General features: G+C 59.4%; 12 protein-coding genes. 7 read left to right on the top strand and 5 right to left on the bottom strand.

Going from position 1 to position 17,732, the window contains the following annotated elements; all coding sequences use genetic code 11:
• The first annotated feature begins 35 nt into the window (after positions 1–35).
• Complete coding sequence (locus tag VB780_RS23060; protein WP_323353535.1) at positions 36–1,682, top strand: CTP synthase; 1,647 nt, start codon at positions 36–38, stop codon at positions 1,680–1,682.
• A 122-nt stretch (positions 1,683–1,804) separates the two neighbouring features.
• Here VB780_RS23060 and VB780_RS23055 read toward each other — a convergent pair whose 3' ends face one another.
• From VB780_RS23055 to argS, 3 genes are all read right to left on the bottom strand, one after another.
• Positions 1,805–2,998 carry an adenylate/guanylate cyclase domain-containing protein gene (locus tag VB780_RS23055; RefSeq protein WP_323353534.1) on the bottom strand — a complete coding sequence of 398 codons (1,194 nt, stop codon included), beginning with the start codon at positions 2,996–2,998 and terminating at the stop codon, positions 1,805–1,807.
• 9 nt (positions 2,999–3,007) lie between these two features.
• Positions 3,008–6,310, bottom strand: a complete 3,303-nt coding sequence (locus VB780_RS23050; RefSeq protein WP_323353533.1) for an MHYT domain-containing protein — start codon at positions 6,308–6,310, stop codon at positions 3,008–3,010.
• 366 nt (positions 6,311–6,676) lie between these two features.
• Complete coding sequence (argS, locus tag VB780_RS23045) at positions 6,677–8,434, bottom strand: arginine--tRNA ligase (RefSeq protein WP_323353532.1); 1,758 nt, start codon at positions 8,432–8,434, stop codon at positions 6,677–6,679.
• A 53-nt stretch (positions 8,435–8,487) separates the two neighbouring features.
• Here argS and VB780_RS23040 point away from each other — a divergent pair, with 53 nt between their 5' ends.
• The 3 genes from VB780_RS23040 to mnmH are packed head-to-tail and all read left to right on the top strand — an operon-like array spanning position 8,488 to position 10,892.
• Complete coding sequence (locus VB780_RS23040) at positions 8,488–8,943, top strand: cupin domain-containing protein (protein ID WP_323353531.1); 456 nt, start codon at positions 8,488–8,490, stop codon at positions 8,941–8,943.
• Positions 8,940–9,767, top strand: a complete 828-nt coding sequence (locus VB780_RS23035; RefSeq protein WP_323353530.1) for a DUF429 domain-containing protein — start codon at positions 8,940–8,942, stop codon at positions 9,765–9,767. The genes VB780_RS23040 and VB780_RS23035 overlap by 4 nt, the downstream gene beginning before the upstream one ends.
• A gap of 27 nt (positions 9,768–9,794) precedes the next feature.
• A complete protein-coding gene (gene mnmH / locus VB780_RS23030) occupies positions 9,795–10,892 on the top strand; it encodes a tRNA 2-selenouridine(34) synthase MnmH (RefSeq protein ID WP_323353529.1) in 1,098 nt (365 codons plus the stop codon).
• A gap of 144 nt (positions 10,893–11,036) precedes the next feature.
• Here mnmH and VB780_RS23025 read toward each other — a convergent pair whose 3' ends face one another.
• A complete protein-coding gene (locus VB780_RS23025; RefSeq protein ID WP_323353528.1) occupies positions 11,037–11,372 on the bottom strand; it encodes a phospholipid-binding protein in 336 nt (111 codons plus the stop codon).
• 272 nt (positions 11,373–11,644) lie between these two features.
• Here VB780_RS23025 and leuC point away from each other — a divergent pair, with 272 nt between their 5' ends.
• A complete protein-coding gene (gene leuC / locus VB780_RS23020) occupies positions 11,645–13,057 on the top strand; it encodes a 3-isopropylmalate dehydratase large subunit (RefSeq protein WP_323353527.1) in 1,413 nt (470 codons plus the stop codon).
• A gap of 334 nt (positions 13,058–13,391) precedes the next feature.
• Positions 13,392–14,081 (top strand): Crp/Fnr family transcriptional regulator, encoded by a 690-nt coding sequence (locus tag VB780_RS23015; RefSeq protein WP_323353526.1) that lies wholly within the window; start codon positions 13,392–13,394, stop codon positions 14,079–14,081.
• 73 nt (positions 14,082–14,154) lie between these two features.
• Here the strand turns inward: VB780_RS23015 and purN are convergent, their stop codons facing one another.
• Positions 14,155–14,796: a phosphoribosylglycinamide formyltransferase gene (purN, locus tag VB780_RS23010; protein ID WP_323353525.1), complete on the bottom strand. Its 642-nt coding sequence runs from the start codon at positions 14,794–14,796 to the stop codon at positions 14,155–14,157.
• Between the two features lie 80 nt (positions 14,797–14,876).
• On the opposite strand from purN, the gene VB780_RS23005 reads away from it, so the two are divergent.
• Complete coding sequence (locus tag VB780_RS23005; protein ID WP_323353524.1) at positions 14,877–17,732, top strand: zinc-dependent metalloprotease; 2,856 nt, start codon at positions 14,877–14,879, stop codon at positions 17,730–17,732.

The raw sequence follows: 17,732 nt of genomic DNA, 5'->3' as shown, positions 1-17,732 counted from the left end.
CGGGTTCACGCTTCTGGGGTCTGGGTTGAGCTGCTATGACGAAGTTTGTATTTGTAACCGGTGGCGTGGTATCGAGCATCGGTAAGGGCATTGTGGCCTCTAGCCTGGGGCGGTTGCTCAAGTCGCGCGACTACTCCGTTTCTATTCTTAAGCTCGATCCGTATATCAATGTTGACCCCGGCACCATGAGCCCCTTTCAGCACGGCGAGGTGTTTGTCACCGAAGACGGGGCTGAAACCGACCTCGACCTGGGCCATTACGAGCGCTTTACCGACACGGCCATGTCGCGGCTCAACAGCGTCACCACCGGCTCGATCTACCAGGCGGTGATCAACCGCGAGCGGCGGGGCGATTACCAGGGGGGCACGGTGCAGGTGATTCCCCACATTACCAATGAAATCAAAGAACGCATTCTGCGGGTGGCCCGCAACACCAACCCCGACGTGGTGATTACCGAGATCGGGGGTACCGTAGGCGACATCGAGTCGCTGCCCTTTCTAGAGGCGATTCGCCAGTTTCGCAAAGATGTAGGGCGGCAGGACGTGCTCTACATGCACGTGACCCTGGTGCCCTATATTGCCTCGGCTGGGGAGCTCAAAACCAAGCCGACCCAGCACTCGGTGAAGGAACTGCGCTCCATTGGCATCCAGCCCGATATTTTGGTGTGCCGCTGTGAGTGCCCCCTGCCCCAGCCGATGAAGGAAAAAATCGCCGAGTTCTGCGATGTGCCCGCTGAGGCGGTGATTACCTGTCAGGATGCCAGCAGCATCTACGAAGTGCCCCTTAAGCTAGAGCAGGAGGGGTTGGCCCACCAGGCCATCAAGATTCTTGCCCTTGACCAGCGCCCGCCCCACCTAGGTCAGTGGGAGGCTCTGGTAGAGGGGCTTTACAGCTCTAGTCGGCCGGTGGACATTGCCATTGTGGGCAAGTATGTCAGCCTCAACGATGCCTATCTATCGGTGGTCGAGGCGCTGCGTCATGCGGCGATCGCCCATCGGGCCGCCCTCAACGTGCGCTGGATCAACTCTGAAGACATTGAGGCCGAGGGCCCAGATGCCCACCTGAGCGGCGTCAACGGCATTTTGGTGCCGGGAGGGTTTGGCTCTCGGGGCATTGGCGGCAAAGTGCAGGCCATTCAGTATGCCCGAGAGCGGGGCATTCCCTTTTTAGGCCTGTGTCTGGGCATGCAGTGCTCGGTGGTGGATTGGGCCTGTAACGTTGCCCACCTGGAAGGTGCCGACAGCTCAGAGTTCGCCCCTGAGACCCCGAACCCGGTGATCAGCCTGCTGCCGGAGCAACAGGACGTGGTCGATTTGGGCGGCACCATGCGCCTAGGGCTATACCCCTGTCGCCTCACGCCCGATACCTTGGCGAGCCGCCTCTATGGCGAAGAGGTGGTCTATGAGCGCCATCGCCATCGCTACGAGTTCAACAACGCCTACCGCAACCTGTTTGTGGAGTCAGGGTATCAGGTCAGCGGCACGTCCCCCGACGGTCGCCTGGTGGAAATTATTGAGCTGCCTAGCCACCCGTTCTTTATTGCCAGCCAGTTTCACCCCGAATTTCAGTCGCGCCCCAGCGCCCCTCACCCGCTGTTTTTAGGGTTAATGAATGCTGCCCTGGGGCCTACGATCACCCCAACGCCGATACCGGTTGAAGTTGGAGCGGCGGTAGAGGGTTAGATACGTCAGGCGGCCCGGCTCGATCAACCGGCTGGCGGTACTGATGGGGACTCAAACCCTGACGATGAGCCTTAGCTCAGGCTCATCGTCAGGGTTTGCTTTGCTATGGCGTTAACCTTGCCCTAGCCACAGCAAAGCGCCGGGCTGGTGGGATACTCCAGCGCTATGCCCGATGGGCAGCAGGGGTTGGGCTGCCCCTGACCAACCAGCCAGTGGGTGGTCAAAGTGTCGCCGCTTTTAAGGCAAATGGGGCCGCGGGGTTCTAGGGTGAACTGGTCTTTGAGGTGGGCATAGGTGATCTCTGACACCTGAATTTTGCCTGCCTCCCCCGTAGTTTCCATAAAGCTGGCGATGTTGACGGTGTCGCCCCAGAGGTCGTAGATAAACTTGCGAATGCCAATTACCCCAGCCACGACGCTGCCCGAGTTGATGCCAATGCGTAGTTCAAAAGGGCGACCGTCGGGGCGACGAAACTGGCTGATGGTCGCCTGCATATCGAGGGCCATTTGGGCGATCGCCTGGGCGTGGTCAGCGCGAGGACTAGGAACCCCAGCCGCCACCATATAGGCATCGCCGATGGTTTTGATTTTTTCGAGCTTATAGATGGCGGCCAGCTCATCAAATGCAGAGAACATCCGGTTGAGCAAATGCACCAGCTCGCAGGGGGTAAGGTTGGCCGCCACGGTGCTGAAGTCGACAATATCAGCAAACAGAATGGTGACGCCATCGAAATGATCGGCGATCGCCTGCTCCCGCTCCTTGAGGCGCTGGGCAATCTGAAACGGCAGCACGTTGGTCAGCAGTTCTTCAGAGCGCTGACGCTGGCGACGAAGTTCGGCTTCAGCTATTTGACGCTCTTTGATTTCGGCCTGGAGTTGCTGATTTTGGGTCTCTAGCTGCTGCTGCTGCCGACGCAGGGCGAGCTGATGCTTGACCCGCAGCAGCACCTCGTAGGCCATGAAAGGCTTGACAATATAATCTGCCGCACCCAGGCTAAAGGCCTGTTCTTTCTCGGCTTCGGCATCACGAGCGGTGAGAAAGATCACCGGAATGCTCTGGGTCGCTGGGTTGGCTTTGAGTTGGCGGCACACTGTAAAACCATCCATGGTGGGCATGGTGATATCCAGCAAAATCAGAGCGGGAGGAGCCAGAGCAATGGCGTTGAGGGCCAAAGCCCCGCTAATGGCCTTGCGGCAGCGGTAGCCCTCGGCCTCAAGAATGGTGGACAAGATTCGCAGGTTGTCAGGGATATCATCCACCAGCAGAAGATCTGCATCCTCGTTGGCATGGGGTACGGCGTTAATCGCGGTAATCATAGTGCGGTGCTACAGGGAAACGGGTGCAGTGGGAACAGCCGTCAGGTCGATGATGACATCGAGGCGGAAATTGTTGACCAGAAGGTCTAGTCGCTGAGCTAGAGACTGCTGCTCAGCAGGAAGTTGGGCAATCAGTCGCCGAACCTGCTGATCGTCGGCAGCCTGAGCGGCCTGGTGGATTTGGGTCAGCCAGTCGGTGGTCAGAGAGCTAAAGTCGGCGGGGGTGAGGGGGCGAGGATTTTTGCCGGGGCTTTGCCCATCGATGCTGAGGAAATCAGCTGTAGAGGTTTCGGCATGGGGACGCCCAACATCGGTGTACTGATAGGTAATGTCAAGGCTGCGGCCGATTTGCGTTAACAGTTGCTCGCGCTGAAGGGGCTTAGGCAACACGGCATTACAGCCCGCCGCGATGCAGTTTGACTGCTGTTCTTCAAACACGCTGGCGGTAACGGCAACAATCACCGTAGCGCTGCCACCGGGTAGCTGGCGCACCCGGCGAGCGACGCCGTAGCCGTCGAGCACGGGCATACGCATGTCGAGGCAAATGAGATGGGGTTGCCAGGCTGTCCACAAATCAAGGGCTTCTTCTCCCTGGCTGGCTTCGCGCACCTCAAACCCGACTCCCTCTAGCCAGTGGCGCATGAGCAGTCGGCTTTCGGCCACATCGTCAGCCACTAAGATGCGGTACTGGGGTTGGGAGGGGGCAAGGCAGACAATGGCCCGTTCTGACCGAGGAGGGGCGAGCAGGTCAGTCGTAACAGCCCCGACGGGGAGGCTAACTGTAAAGGTGGATCCCTCTCCAGGGCGACTGGTTACGGCAATGGTGCCCCCCATTAGCTGGGCAAAGTTGCGGCTCAGGGAGAGCCCTAGTCCTGTGCCCTCGGCGGAGCGTCGCCCCGATTGGGTTTGCTCAAAGGGCTCAAATAGGTAGGAAAGCTCGTTGGGGTCAATGCCAACGCCAGTGTCTTGGATGGTGATCTCAAGCCGGTGGGTTTTACTGTCGCCGCGATCGAGCGCTAGGGCGCTGCCTCGCAGCCGCGATCGCACGGTAACGCCGCCCTTCGCCGTAAATTTAATCGCGTTGCCAATCAGGTTGATGAGAATTTGCCGCAGTTTGCCCTCATCGGCCCACAGCCGATGGGCGAGGGGCGGCGGCGGCACGACTTCCAGACGAATGCCCCTGGCTTCGGCCTTGAGCTGGAGCATATCGTCTACCGCCTGGAGGAGGTAGTGCAGATCGAAGGCCGTTTCATCCAGGCTAATTTTGTTGGCCTCGATTTTGGCCAGGGACAGCACGTTGTTGATCAGCCCCAGCAGATGGTTGCCGCTGCGATTCACAATGGCAATCAACTCGCGGTGCTCTTCATTGAGGCTGTCGTCGTCGTGCAAGATTTGGGTAAAGCCCAGAATGGCGTTAAGGGGCGTGCGCAGCTCATGGCTCATGCTGGCCAAAAAGTCGCCTTTGGCCTGGCTGGCGGCATCGGCGGCGCGCTTGGCAATGTCTAGGGCTTGGGCCTGCTGCTGGGTTTTGTGGAGCAGGTTGGCCTGCTGCACAGCAGTGCCCAGCTGAGCCCCCACCTGAAGCACCATTTTCACCTCATGGCGGGTCCAGTCGCGGGGCTGGTGATGGCCGTAAACGCCTAGCAGCCCCCAGAGCTGGCTGCCAGCAAAAATTGGCACGATGACGTAGGCACGAATCTGCCAGTGCTCTAGAAACTCTAGGTAACAGCTGTCAAACCCCTCGCTGTAGATGTCGTTAACGCGGTGGTAGGTGCGGTCTTGGCGGTAGGTTTCGGCCTGGGTTTCTTGCAGGTAGGTGTCTTCTAACAGCAGATAGCCCTCGTCAAAGCCGCTATTTTGCATTTGGCGAGCACCGCAGTCGACGCGATCAATTAACGAGGAACCCGAGGCCGGATTTGCCACGGTTGAGAGGGCGATAGGGTCGGTGAGAGCTTCGGCCACTACCGAGCCGCTCCAATTGTCGTTAAAGCGATAGATCCAGGCGCGATCGCAGTCGATCGCCTGTTGCAGTTCCTGGGTGGTGGAGGCAAAAATGGTTTCTAAGTCGAGGGTTTGGCGCATGCGCTGCACGATGCGCATGACGGCCTTTTCGCGGTTGGCTACGGCCCGCACGGCGTCTTCGGCCTGCTTTTGAATGGTGATGTCGCTACAGGTGCAGACCACCCGTTCGATGTCGCCAGCCTCATTGAGCTGGGGGTCAACGTTGACCAGCATCCAGCGGGGTGGGTCATTGATGGTGGCGCTGACCCCGATAACCACGTCTCCCACCGGGATTTTTTGGGCAATGGCCTGCTGCACCGGTAGGTCAGCGGGCGCAAAGGGGGTGCCGTCTTCACGGCAAATTACCCCAGTCTGACCAAACACCAGGGGAGCATCGTCGGCCTCGGGCAACTGCAAAAACCGCTGAGCCGCCTGGTTGCTAATCAAAATTTCGGCCTGGGGATTGAGCAGCAGCGCCCCCACCCCCATCTCACGAATCAGGGTGCGAAACCGGCGTTCGCTGTTGGATCGAGCCTCCTCTTGGAGACGCTGTAGGGTCAGACGCTGATTGACTCTCACCATGATTAGAGTGATCACCAAAATCAGTCCGGCTCCCAGGCCGACTGCTAGGGCCAGCCAGCGCCCTTCTAAATTCGGCAGCATCCCATCCGTTTCTACTAGCTCTACTAAATTGGGGCTGGGAAAAAACAGGGTGCCCGCCATACCGGTATAGTGCAGGCCACCGATCGCCAGTCCCAAATTTAGCACCGCCAGGTTGGCGGGCCAGCGATCGCCCTGATCGGGGTTGCGGCGAGACCAGAGGGTAAAGCCCAGGGCAACGGTTGAGGCAACAACAGCAATGGCGACCGAAAGCCCCACCAGGTGCCACCGATAGTTGATGTGGGCCGGCATATCCATGGCGGCCATGCCGGTGTAGTGCATCCAGGCGATCGCTAACCCCATCACAATGCCCGCCGCGCCCAGGCTCAACCAGCTAAACCCTGGGCGGCTGACCAGCCACAGAGCCATCCCCGCCGCCAGCACTGCGTATACCAGCGAGAGCCCGGTGGTGAGCAGATCGTAGCTGACCGGCAGCGGCAACTCTAGGGCCAGCATAGCGACAAAGTGGGTAGCCCAAATGCCGGTGCCCATGGCCAGGGCACCGCCCGTTAGCCAGGGCCACTGCCGCCATCCCGTTGCCGCCAAAATTTGGTGCCCCAAGCTCAGCGTGGTGTACGAAGCCAGAATTGCAATTCCAAACGATAAGCAGACTAAACCAGCGTTGTAGTGACCAATAACCGTATAGGCCATTGTGATAGTTTCAACCGCAGACTAAAAAACTTGTCTAGATGCACTTCTAGCTTTCCCCAGCTCACTGTGCTCTCAACAGCTATTGACATCGGAGAGCACAATCTTTTTGGAATTGCATAATTTCGATGAACTGAGGTTTACCGAAGTAAGTGAAATTACTGCAACCTTCTAACCATAGGGGCTGCGATGGCTCTCATAGGGGAAACCAAAGATTAAATATGGCCTTGTAACTACTTTTAAATCAGGGGTGTACCTTCAGGATAAATGCCCCGTTTTTGTAATTATGTTGAACTTATCTTGAGGAAAACATTTTTTGGAATGTTTGCCCCCTCTCTTTAGGCAGATGCTAGCTGGGCCTCATCAAATCTACATCCGCTCCAGCACCCGAATGCCGAGCAGTGATAGCCCTAGTCTAAGGGTTTTGGCCGTTAGGTCGCAGAGCAGCAGGCGGGAAGTGCGCTGGGGCTCTGCCGCCTGAAGTACTGAGCAGCGATCGTAGAACTGATTAAACTTTTGGCTCAGCTCAAACAGATACTGGCAGAGGCGGCTGGGATAGAGATCTTGCGCGACGTCTCCTAGCACCTCGTCGAGCTGGAGCAGGTGACGGGCCAGGGCAAACTCGCTGTCGTCTTCCAGATGAATGCGAGCCTCGGCGGGCAGGTTGTCTAGATCAATACCCCCTTTGCGAGCGATGCCCTGCACCCGTACGTAGGCGTAGAGCATGTAGGGGGCCGTGTTGCCCGCCAGGGCCAGCATTTTGTCGAAGCTAAAGATGTAGTTGCTGGTGCGGTTTTGGCTGAGGTCGGCGTACTTGACCGCGCCAAGACCCACGGCCTCGGCTACGTCCTGGATGAATTCCTCGGTCTCGTGCCGTTCTTCGCTCTGAATGCGGGTTTCCAGATCAGCACGGGCGCGGCTGACTGCTTCATCCAGCAGATCTTTGAGCTTGACTGTGTCACCAGAGCGGGTTTTGAACTTTTTGCCGTCTTCGCCCTGCACCACGCCAAAGGGTACGTGGGTGAGTTCAACGCCGTCGGGAATCCATCCCGCTTTCGCGGCCACCTGAAACACCTGGGCAAAGTGGTTGCCCTGGCCCGCATCCACCACGTAGAGAACACGCTCGGCCTCATCCTGCTGGGTGCGGTAGCGAATGGCGGCTAAATCGGTGGTGGCGTAGTTGTAGCCGCCATCGGTTTTTTGGATGATCAGTGGCAGAGGGTCGCCGTCTTTATTGGTAAAACCCTCAGCAAAGACCACCTTAGCGCCCTGGTCTTCCACCAGCAGGCCGAGGGATTCGAGATCCTTCACCACATCTGCCAGAAGGGGATTGTAGAAGGACTCGCCCCGCTCTTGGATGGAGATATCGAGGCGATCGTAGAGTTTTTGGAATTCCTGGCGAGACTGGTCGCAGAGGGTTTGCCAGGCTTTGGTGGCGATCGCATCCCCCGCCTGCAACCCCACCACGGCCTCACGAGAGCGGGTTTTGAAGTCGTCGTCGGTGTCGAAGCGTTTTTTAGCCTGCTTGTAGAACGCTACCAAGTCGCCAATATCGACTTTGGAACCTGCTTCCAAAGCCTCGGGGCAGGCTTCCTTGAGATGGGTGATCAGCATGCCAAACTGGGTGCCCCAGTCGCCCACGTGGTTAAGCCGCAGCACATCATTGCCCATGAACTCCTGCACTCGAGCAATGGAGTCGCCGATGATGGTCGATCGCAGATGCCCCACGTGCATCTCTTTGGCAATATTGGGGCTAGAGAAGTCCACAATTACTTTCTGGAGAGTCTTCACAGGCTCTACCCCCAGGCGCGGATCGGCCTGCATCGCCCGGAGCTGATCTTCCAAGTACAGGGTTTTGAAGCGCAGGTTGATAAAGCCGGGGCCAGCGATTTCGGGCGGTTCGCACAGGTCACTGACATCGAGTTTTTCGACGATCGCCATAGCAATGTCGCGGGGCTTCTGCTTTAGCGGCTTGGCCAACGACATTGCCAAATTGGCCTGGTAGTCGCCAAACTTGGGGTTGCTCGTCGGCACCAGCATCGGGTCGGTACCCGCCAAGTCTGCGCCAAAGGCCGCGACCAAAGCCTGGTCAAACCGGGCGGTAAGTTGTGCAAGTGTAGACTTCATGGTGTGTTCTAACCCCGTTGCGCTCCAAATAATCCCTAAATTTTGATTGGCCTATGCACCGCTCTCACCCGTTACTGACCGCCGCTGCGATCGCCGCCCTGCCCGAGGCCACCTTCACCCATCCCCTCAATCCTAAAGCAATCCGCCACGGCAGGTCGCTGGGCGATGCCGTTGGGTTTGAGTACATCGGCGTTCACCTGGTGCGGGTCGAACCCGGCCACGACTCGACCCAGTATCACGTCCACCAGGCCGAGGAGGAATTTATTTACATTCTCTCGGGACGAGGGCTGGCGGAAATCGGCGACGAAACTATGGAGGTTGGCCCCGGCGACTTTATGGGTTTTGCCACTGGCGGGTTGGCCCACAGCCTGAGCAATCCATTTACGGAAGACCTAGTGTACCTGGTCGGCGGCATGCGGCTGGAGTTTGACATTTGCGATTATCCCAAGGTCAATACCCGCATGTACCGGCGGGGCGACCAACGCGAGTATGTGGATTTGGCAGAATGATTGATTCCCAAGGTGTTCGAACGTCAATCCCGAACGCGTATCCGCTCCCCAATTGCCCCGTCTATCAGCGCTTTCTCGGGGTTGATCTGGGCTGGCAGAGTGGGCCTACCGGGCTCTGCTGTCTGCACCTAGACGAGGGCCATCTGCGGCTACTGTCGCTCGATCGCCTTCAGACCGTAGACGAAATTTTGACGTGGATCTCCCACTGGACTGAGGGATCGACCAACGCCGTAGTGGCTGTAGATGCCCCAACGCTGATTCCTAACGAGGCCGGGATGCGCCTGCCCGATCGCCTCGCCCACAAGCACTTTGGCCGCTACGACGCCGGCTGCTACCCCGCCAACCGGGGCCGCCCCTTTGCCGCCAAACTGATCGCCTTTGGCCTAGCGCTCGAATCCCTGGGCTTCAGGCATCAACCCCACAGCCCGCTCCGGCCAAAGGGGCGGTTTCAGCTAGAGGTATTTCCCCACCCGGCGACGGTGCACCTGTTTGGCCTCAACCGAATCTTGAAATACAAAAAAGGTACTTTAGCCCAGCGCCGCCCCGAGCTAGAGAAACTGCGGCAGTATCAGCTCTCGGTGCTGCCCACCCTAGAGCCTGCGCTAGATTTCAAGGAAACCGATTTGCCCGAAATTCCGTTTACCGGAGCCGCGATGAAGGCAGTGGAAGACCAGCTCGATAGCCTCACCTGCGCCTATGTGGCCGCTCACTGGTGGTATTGGGGAGTGGAAAGGAATTGGGTGCTGGGCGATCGCACTGAGGGTTATATCGTCGTCCCCGCTCCGGTTAACGCTCCTACTCAAACCGCTACACTAAAACCTTAGCCAACCCTGAATTTTGTCCAATCACCCATGCCAAAGCCTTTAGATATCGATGATTTTCTGCAAGGCTCTGGCCCAATTCTCGATGTGCGCAGTCCTGGGGAATACGAGCGAGGGCATATTCCCGGCGCGGTGAGCTTCCCACTGTTTACAGACGATGAGCGCGCCCAGGTGGGCACTTGCTACAAACAGGTGGGCCGCGAGGCGGCGGTAGAGCTGGGGTTTGACATTGCTGGCCCCAAGTGCGGCGAATTTGTGCGGGCGGCTAAGTCCCTAGCCCCCGATTACCAGCTGCGAGTTCACTGCTGGCGGGGGGGCATGCGCAGCGGCGGCATCGGCTGGATTTTGGAATTGGCAGGGTTTACCGTCCACCTCCTCGATGGCGGCTACAAGGCCTACCGGCGCTGGGTGCGGGAGACCCTAGCGACGCCCAAACCAATTGTGATTTTGGGCGGAATGACGGGCAGCGGCAAAACGCTAATTCTTCAAGAGCTGGCGGCCTTAGGAGAGTCAGTATTAGATCTAGAAGGTTTGGCCAACCACCGGGGCAGCAGCTTTGGGGCGCTGCTGCTGCCGCCCCAGCCCTCTACGGAGCACTACGAGAATTTATTGGCAGACCAGTGGGCAAGCTTTCCGAGCGACAGTCAAGGACTGGCCCCCAAGGATCAACGCCCCATTTGGCTGGAGGCCGAAAGCCGCCGAGTGGGCACCTGCCGCATTCCCGACGAGCTGTTTGCGCAGATGGATGCGGCTCCGGCGGTGGAGGTGGTGCGCTCCGTGGACGAGCGCCTAGATTTGCTGGTGGAGATCTACGGCGAAGCCTCTACCGAGGAATTGGTGGCGGCGACTGAGCGGATTCGGAAGCGACTGGGGGGCGATCGCACCCAAACCGCTATCCATCATATCCAATCGGGAAACCTGCGCGAGGCCTGCGCCATCATTTTGGACTACTACGATCGCGCCTACCGCCATGACCTAGAGCGACGCCCCAGAGACATTCCCCAGATTGATATCAGCGGTCTTTCTCCCGCGGCCAGCGCCCACTACCTGCATTTACTTGAAAAGATCTCTCACGTTGACGCCTTAGTGGATGCTCCCGTAGAAGTCTCGGAGAACTTGAGACCGTAGCCACTGGCTCCAAACCGCTGAATCTATCCCACTCCCACTAAAAACGCCAGAACTACGGCATGGTTGCCGGTTCTGGCGTTGGTATCAGCTGCTATTGGGCCTGAGCCATCCCCAACACTCGGCTGGGGATGGCCTAAGGTTGCTCTAGGAATTGGCTTCGGTGGTTACGTTAGTAGCACCGTCTACGGTGAGGGCTACTTTCTTGGCCTGCTCCAGCACGCCTTCAGCGTCGGGATTGTACTTTAGCACCACAGTGGAGCCGGTTTGAGCCACCCAGAGACCAACAGTGTCAGAAATATTGGCTTGGTCGAGGGCCAGCGCCACACGCTTGGCCAGACCGCTCTCGTCAAACTGACCATCAATGCCCACCTTGGCGGGGTCAATAGAGGCTGCCGTAGCGGCCTGCTTCACGTTGATTTTAGGGGTGGCCTTAGCTTTCTCTTCTTCTTTTTTGCCAAACAGCTTGCCTAGAAAACCCATGACATATCTCCTGTTTAATCGAACCAGTTTCTTGTGTAGGTCAACTCTGGTCAAAGTTCGCTATGCCTGACCAGAGGCCTTAGCTATACCAAGTTGGAACCTACCAGCAAATCGTAAAGAATCGATAAAGGGGTGACAAGAACCGTGGGATACAGTTCTCATCCAGGCTGCGGGAATAGGTCGCAAAGATATGGGGCAGAGGCTTTGGGCTAAGATAGACAATTGGCAACGCATTCGCCGCAGTTTTTACCGTTATCGCCCATAGGTCTGTCATGAGTAAGGGTACGCTGTTCGACAAGGTTTGGGATTTACACACCGTTAGCACGTTGCCTTCGGGGCAGACCCAGCTATTCATTGGGCTGCACCTGGTGCATGAGGTCACTAGCCCCCAGGCCTTTGCCATGGTGCGCGAGCGTCAGCTTACGGTGATGTATCCCGATCGCACCGTCGCCACCGTTGACCACATCGTCCCTACCGAGAGCCAGGCCCGTCCCTTTGCTGACCCCCTAGCCGAGGCCATGATGCAGGCCCTCGACCAAAACTGTCAGGATCACGGCATTCGCTTTTACAACATTGGTTCGGGTAGCCAGGGCATTGTGCATGTAATTGCCCCCGAGCAGGGCTTGACCCAGCCGGGTATGACCATTGCCTGCGGCGACAGCCACACCTCGACCCACGGGGCCTTTGGGGCGATCGCCTTCGGTATTGGCACCAGCCAGGTGCGCGACGTGCTGGCCTCCCAAACCCTGGCCCTCGGCAAGCTCAAGGTGCGCCGCGTGGAGGTCAACGGCACCCTGCTGCCTGGGGTATACGCCAAAGACGTGGTGCTGCACATTATTCGCAAGCTTGGGGTGAAGGGCGGTGTGGGCTATGCCTACGAGTTTGCTGGCAGTGCGATCGAGGCCATGTCGATGGAAGAGCGCATGACCCTCTGCAATATGGCGATCGAGGGCGGGGCGCGCTGCGGCTACGTCAACCCCGACCAAATCACCTACGACTATCTCAATGGACGCGACTTTGCCCCCAAGGGCGAGGCTTGGGATGAGGCCGTGGCCTGGTGGAATACCCTGCGCAGCGATGCCAACGCCGAGTACGACGACGTAGTGGTGTTTGACGCCGCCGACATTGCCCCCACCGTGACCTGGGGCATCACCCCCGGCCAGGGCATTGCCATCAACGAAACCCTGCCGGTGCCCGACAGCCTGCCCGACGAAGAGCAGGTGCTGGCCCAAGACGCCTTTGTCTATATGGATTTCACCCCCGGCCAGAGCCTGAAGGGCACCGCCATTGACGTGTGCTTTATCGGCAGCTGCACCAACGGGCGCATCAGCGATCTGCGGGAAGCGGCAAAAGTGGTCGAGGGTCGGACAGTGGCCGAGGGCATCAAAGCCTTTGTGGTGCCCGGTTCTGAACGGGTGAAGCAGCAGGCCGAAGCCGAAGGGCTAGACCAGGTGTTTACCGCTGCGGGCTTTGAGTGGCGCGAGGCAGGCTGCTCAATGTGTCTGGCCATGAACCCCGACAAGCTCCAGGGCCGACAGATTAGCGCCTCATCCTCTAACCGCAACTTTAAAGGACGTCAGGGGTCGGCCTCGGGCCGCACCCTGCTGATGAGCCCGGCGATGGTAGCGGCGGCGGCGCTGGCTGGGCAGGTGACCGACGTGCGCGATTATTTGTCCCGCACCTAACGGTTTGCCTGTCTGAATGTAGACAACCGTCAGATCTCCCTACCCATCCACCCCCAATCATCCACAACCCTGGAACAAAGGTATTGCACATAGCCAAATGTCCGGCAGTTGGTGCGGCAGATCACAAACGTTAACGAACTATTTCCCTGGGCTTAACCTTGGCTGGGGGGTTCCTTAATTTAAGCCGTCGAAGATGGGGCTGGGCAGGTTGCTAGCGTTGGCCAGAATCCAGCCATTCACGATGCCGGGTCATTGTTGGGTCTGCTCCCCCAGGGCCGTTTCCAATCCTCAAGCCTCCGCTAGCAGTCTATCCGGGCGAACTCTAGGTACCCCCGTGTCTGCAAGCGCAACCTCCGCTCCCCGCAATGCCACCATTGATCTCCGCAGCCATCAAACCTTTATCCAGCTTCTAGAGCAGCTCTACCGCGAGCGGGCTCTCGTGCCCTTGGCGGCGGGGCGGCCCATTCCGCTGCGCAGCGATGAGGTGCTGATCATCTGTCGGGGCATTGTTCAGCTCTTCACTATTCAGCATGACGGTAGCGAAACCCTGCTGGGTTTAGCCGGGCCATCGATGCCCATTGGGTTACCTCTGACCACCGTGGAGCCCTACTGGGCCACTGCCCTCACCGACGTCGATGTGCTGTCGCTGCCGATGGTCGAAATCGAGGGCTCGTCGGTGCTGATGGCGGGCATGTTTCGCAACTTGACCCTGAGAATGCAGCAGGCCGAAGCCTGGCTGGCGCTCTCGGGCAAGCGGCTGGTGGCCGATCGCCTCAAGCACTTTTTGCTGATGTTGGCCAAAGACTTTGGCCATGTCGAACCCAGCGGCATTCGGATTCCTATGCGGCTGACTCACCATCAGTTAGCCACAGCCATTGGCACCACCCGCGTTACCGTCACCCGTCTGCTAAAAGATTTCAAGGTCGAAGGCTGGCTGACCATCGATCAGCGCCAGATTGTGCTCCAGCTCGATCCTCGGTTTCCGGCGAATCAACTGCTGAACCCGATGGCTCAGCGCCTCTAGCTAAATTGTCACAGCTCAGCTCAGTCAGTTTTAGACAGCAAAGAAGCTGGCCACATCTGCCGCCAGGCTAAGCCTAGGATGTATGCCCCAGAGCCGCCAGGGCGATCGCCGCCGGGTAAATGCGATGCTCCTGCTGCTGAATGCGAGCCTGAAGCGTAGTGGGCGTATCGCCGGGCTTTATCGGTACCACCGCCTGCATAATCACCGGACCGCTGTCTACCGCCAGCTCGACGTGGTGCACCGTACAGCCCGCCACCTTTACCCCCGCCGCCAGCGCCTGCTCTACCGCTCGCAGTCCCGGAAAGCTGGGCAGCAGGCTGGGATGAATATTCAGCACCTGCTGGGGAAAGGCGTCAATTAGCACCGCTGTCACGCAGCGCATCCAGCCCGCCATAATGACCCAATCGGCACCGTGGGCGTGGAGAGTTTCCACAATATCTTTGTCCAGGGTCTCCCGGCTGGGGTACTGGCGGTGGTTGAGCAGCACAGCGGGCAGCCCCAGCCGCAAGGCCCGTTCGGCAACCCCAGCCTTAGGGTTGTTGTACACCACTATCTGAACTTGAGCATGCAGATCCCCTCGATCGATGGCCTGGGCGATCGCCTCCAGGTTGCTGCCGTTGCCCGAGGCCATCACCCCGAGTTTAAGGGGCGGCGCAAACCGGGGCCAGGGGTCAGGCAGCGGTGGCGAAATCAGGTTGGAGGCAGTCTCTGGCATAGCATCGAGAAACGGGGAAATGAGGTCTATCATATGACAACATAAAAACCCCCTGGCTTAGGGATGAAGGAGCGCGGTTGGTGAAGCAGAGCATACGGCTAGGACTGGTTTTTCTCTGGGGCCTAGCGATCGCGGTGACCCTTTCCTTAAGCTCTCCTAGTCAAGGGTCAAGCCCCCAGGGCTCCCTAGCCGTTGGGCCATCCTCTGGCAACCTCTCTGCCCAGGTAAGCGAGCCACCCCCGAGCGATATCGCCCCCAACGCCGAATCAGCGACCTCGGCCACACCGCCAGAACCCACCACCCTAAAGTCGTTTGACGATACGGTCAAGGGGCTGACGGTCTCCCAGGGATTGTTTACGGTCTACCACGACCTCCAGCGCAACCGGGCTTTTCTGGGCCTCAAGCCCAGCCAGCTCAACCAAAACCTGCTATTCATCGCCACCCTAGAGTCGGGGGTGGGCGAGGCCGGGCTGTTTCGCGGCTGGCCCGTGAACGACTTTATGGTTCAGTTTCGCCAGATTCCCGACAACCGCTTGCAGGTGGCGATTCCCAACGCGTTTTTTCGCAATCCGCAGCCCCAGGCCCAGCAGCTGTTGAGAGACTCCTTCAGCGATTCGGTGCTGACGACCCTACCCATTCAGGCCATTCACGACGAAACCGGCGAACTGCTCATCGACCTCAAAGACTGGCTCATCGCCCGCGACCCGGCTAACCTGGTAGGCCAGTTTCCCTGGGTGTTGGGCAGCTACGCCCTCAACGCCGATGCCTCTTACCTGGGGCCAGTCAAAGCCTTCCCCGAAAACATCGAGCTAGAAACAGTGCTGGGCTTCTCGGGCGGTAGCAGCGACGCCAACCCCTTTGCTCTAGCTCTCAGCAGCATTCCCGACGGGCGCGGATTTAACCTGCGGGTGCGCTACAGTCTGTCGGCGATTCCCATCCACCCCGCTTTTCAGCCCCGGCTGGCCGACGAGCGGGTGGGGTACTTTATCACCGCCTACCGGGCCCCAGTTCGCCCCGGCAGCTCGGATGCCTTTGTGCGCTACATTCAGCACTGGCAGTTAGAAAAACAAGACCCCACCGCGGCCCTCTCGCCCCCCAAAACGCCGCTGGTCTTTTGGATTGAGAACACCACGCCCGAGGAATACCGGGCCGCCATTCGCGATGGCGTTGAGTGGTGGAATGCCGCCTTCGAGCAGGCTGGCTTTACCGGAGCGATCGAGGTGCGCCAAATGCCCGCCAACGCCGACTGGGATCCTGCCGATGTGCGCTACAACGTGATCCGCTGGTCCGATTCGCTCTACCCCTGGGCCAGCGGGCTGGGGCCTTCGCGGGTCAACCCGCTGACCGGCGAAATCCTCGATGCCGATGTTGTGCTGGACGCCAGCGTGGTGCGCGACCTGGCCCTGGAGTACGATACCCTGGCCGACCGGGGGGCGCTGGCGGGGGGCGAAATAGCGCTGTGCGGCCACCCCCTGGGCGATCGCCTGATGACCCGGCTCGCCGCCCAGTCGGCTGGAAGCTCAGACTCGCCCCAGTTCGATACGCTGCACTATTGCGCCGGGCTGAGAGCCTTGCAGACCAATGCCTTTGGTCCCTTGGCGATCGCGACCCTAGCGCCACCGTTCTCAACCCGCGAGGCCAAAGCGACCTATCTAGAGCAATATCTGCGGGTGCTGACCGCCCACGAGGTGGGCCACGTGCTGGGGCTGCGGCACAACTTTTTGGGCAGCACGCTGCTCTCTCCCGCCGAACTCAACAACCCAGCTATCACCCAGGCCCAGGGCATGACCAGCTCCATCATGGACTACCTGCCCCCTAACCTGGCCCCCATCGACCAACCCCAGGGCGACTATTTCCCCACCCGGCTCGGTCCCTACGATCGCTGGGCCATTGAGTACGGCTACCGCCCGGTCACCAGTCGGGCCACCGCCCAGCGAGAGCTGCAGAACATTGCTAACCGGGCAGGAGCCCCCGGCCTAGCCTACGCCACCGACGAAGATGCCTATACCAGGGTTGACCCCAAGGCCAGCCCCTGGGATTTGAGCGACGACCCCTTGGGCTATGCCGAGGAGCAGCTGGCGATCGCCCAGGCCATTTGGGATCGCCTCGACTGGTTTTCGGTGAACCCCGGCGAGGGCTACGGCCAGCTGCGCCAGCGGGTGGATTTAGTGTTTTTCTACTACGGTAGCCAGGCCGATACGATCGCCAACTACATTGGTGGGCAGAGCTTTACCCGCACCGACCCCTGGAGTTCGCGGGGGCAGGCTCCCTTTGAGCCGGTGGCGGCGGCAGAGCAGCGACGCGCCCTGGCCACCCTGACCCAGCAGGTCTTTGCCCCCGATGCCGTCAGCCTCTCCCCCGAATTGGTCAACCGCCTGGCCCCCGATCGCTGGTGGCACTGGGGAGAAGATCCGTTTAGCGATCGCATCGACTACCCGATCTACGATCGCATCGTCTCTACCCAGGCCTTTACCCTCAGCAACCTGCTGGAGGGCTACCGGCTGCTGCGCCTGCGCGACAGCGAACTCAAACAGCGAGGCACCGACGTCTTTACCCTGGCCGAGCTGTTTGACACCCTAGGCCAGGCGGTTTGGGCCGAAGTGCTGAATCCACCCGCCGAAGCAGCGCCGATTCCCAGCCTGCGGCAGGGGCTGCAGCGCCACCACCTCAACACCCTCACCAGCCTGGTGCTGCGCAACCACGGCTCCGGCGAAGGCGTCACCGACTTTTTGGGCTTTGTTGCCCAAGAGGCCACCTTTGGTGCCCCCGAAGAAGCCCGAGTGCTGGCCCGCTACCAGCTGCGGCAGCTCCAGGAGGCGATCGCCCGTCACCTCAGCCGCCAGGGCCAGCGGCTCGATACAGCCACCCTGGCCTATTTGGAAGATGCGGGCGATCGCATCACTAAGGTGTTAGATGCCCCACTGCGAGGCCAGTAG

This window comes from Leptolyngbya sp. CCNP1308 (genome assembly GCF_034932455.1).
Lineage (GTDB): Bacteria > Cyanobacteriota > Cyanobacteriia > Phormidesmidales > Phormidesmidaceae > Nodosilinea.
This window is presented reverse-complemented; position numbering and strand designations above follow the sequence as displayed.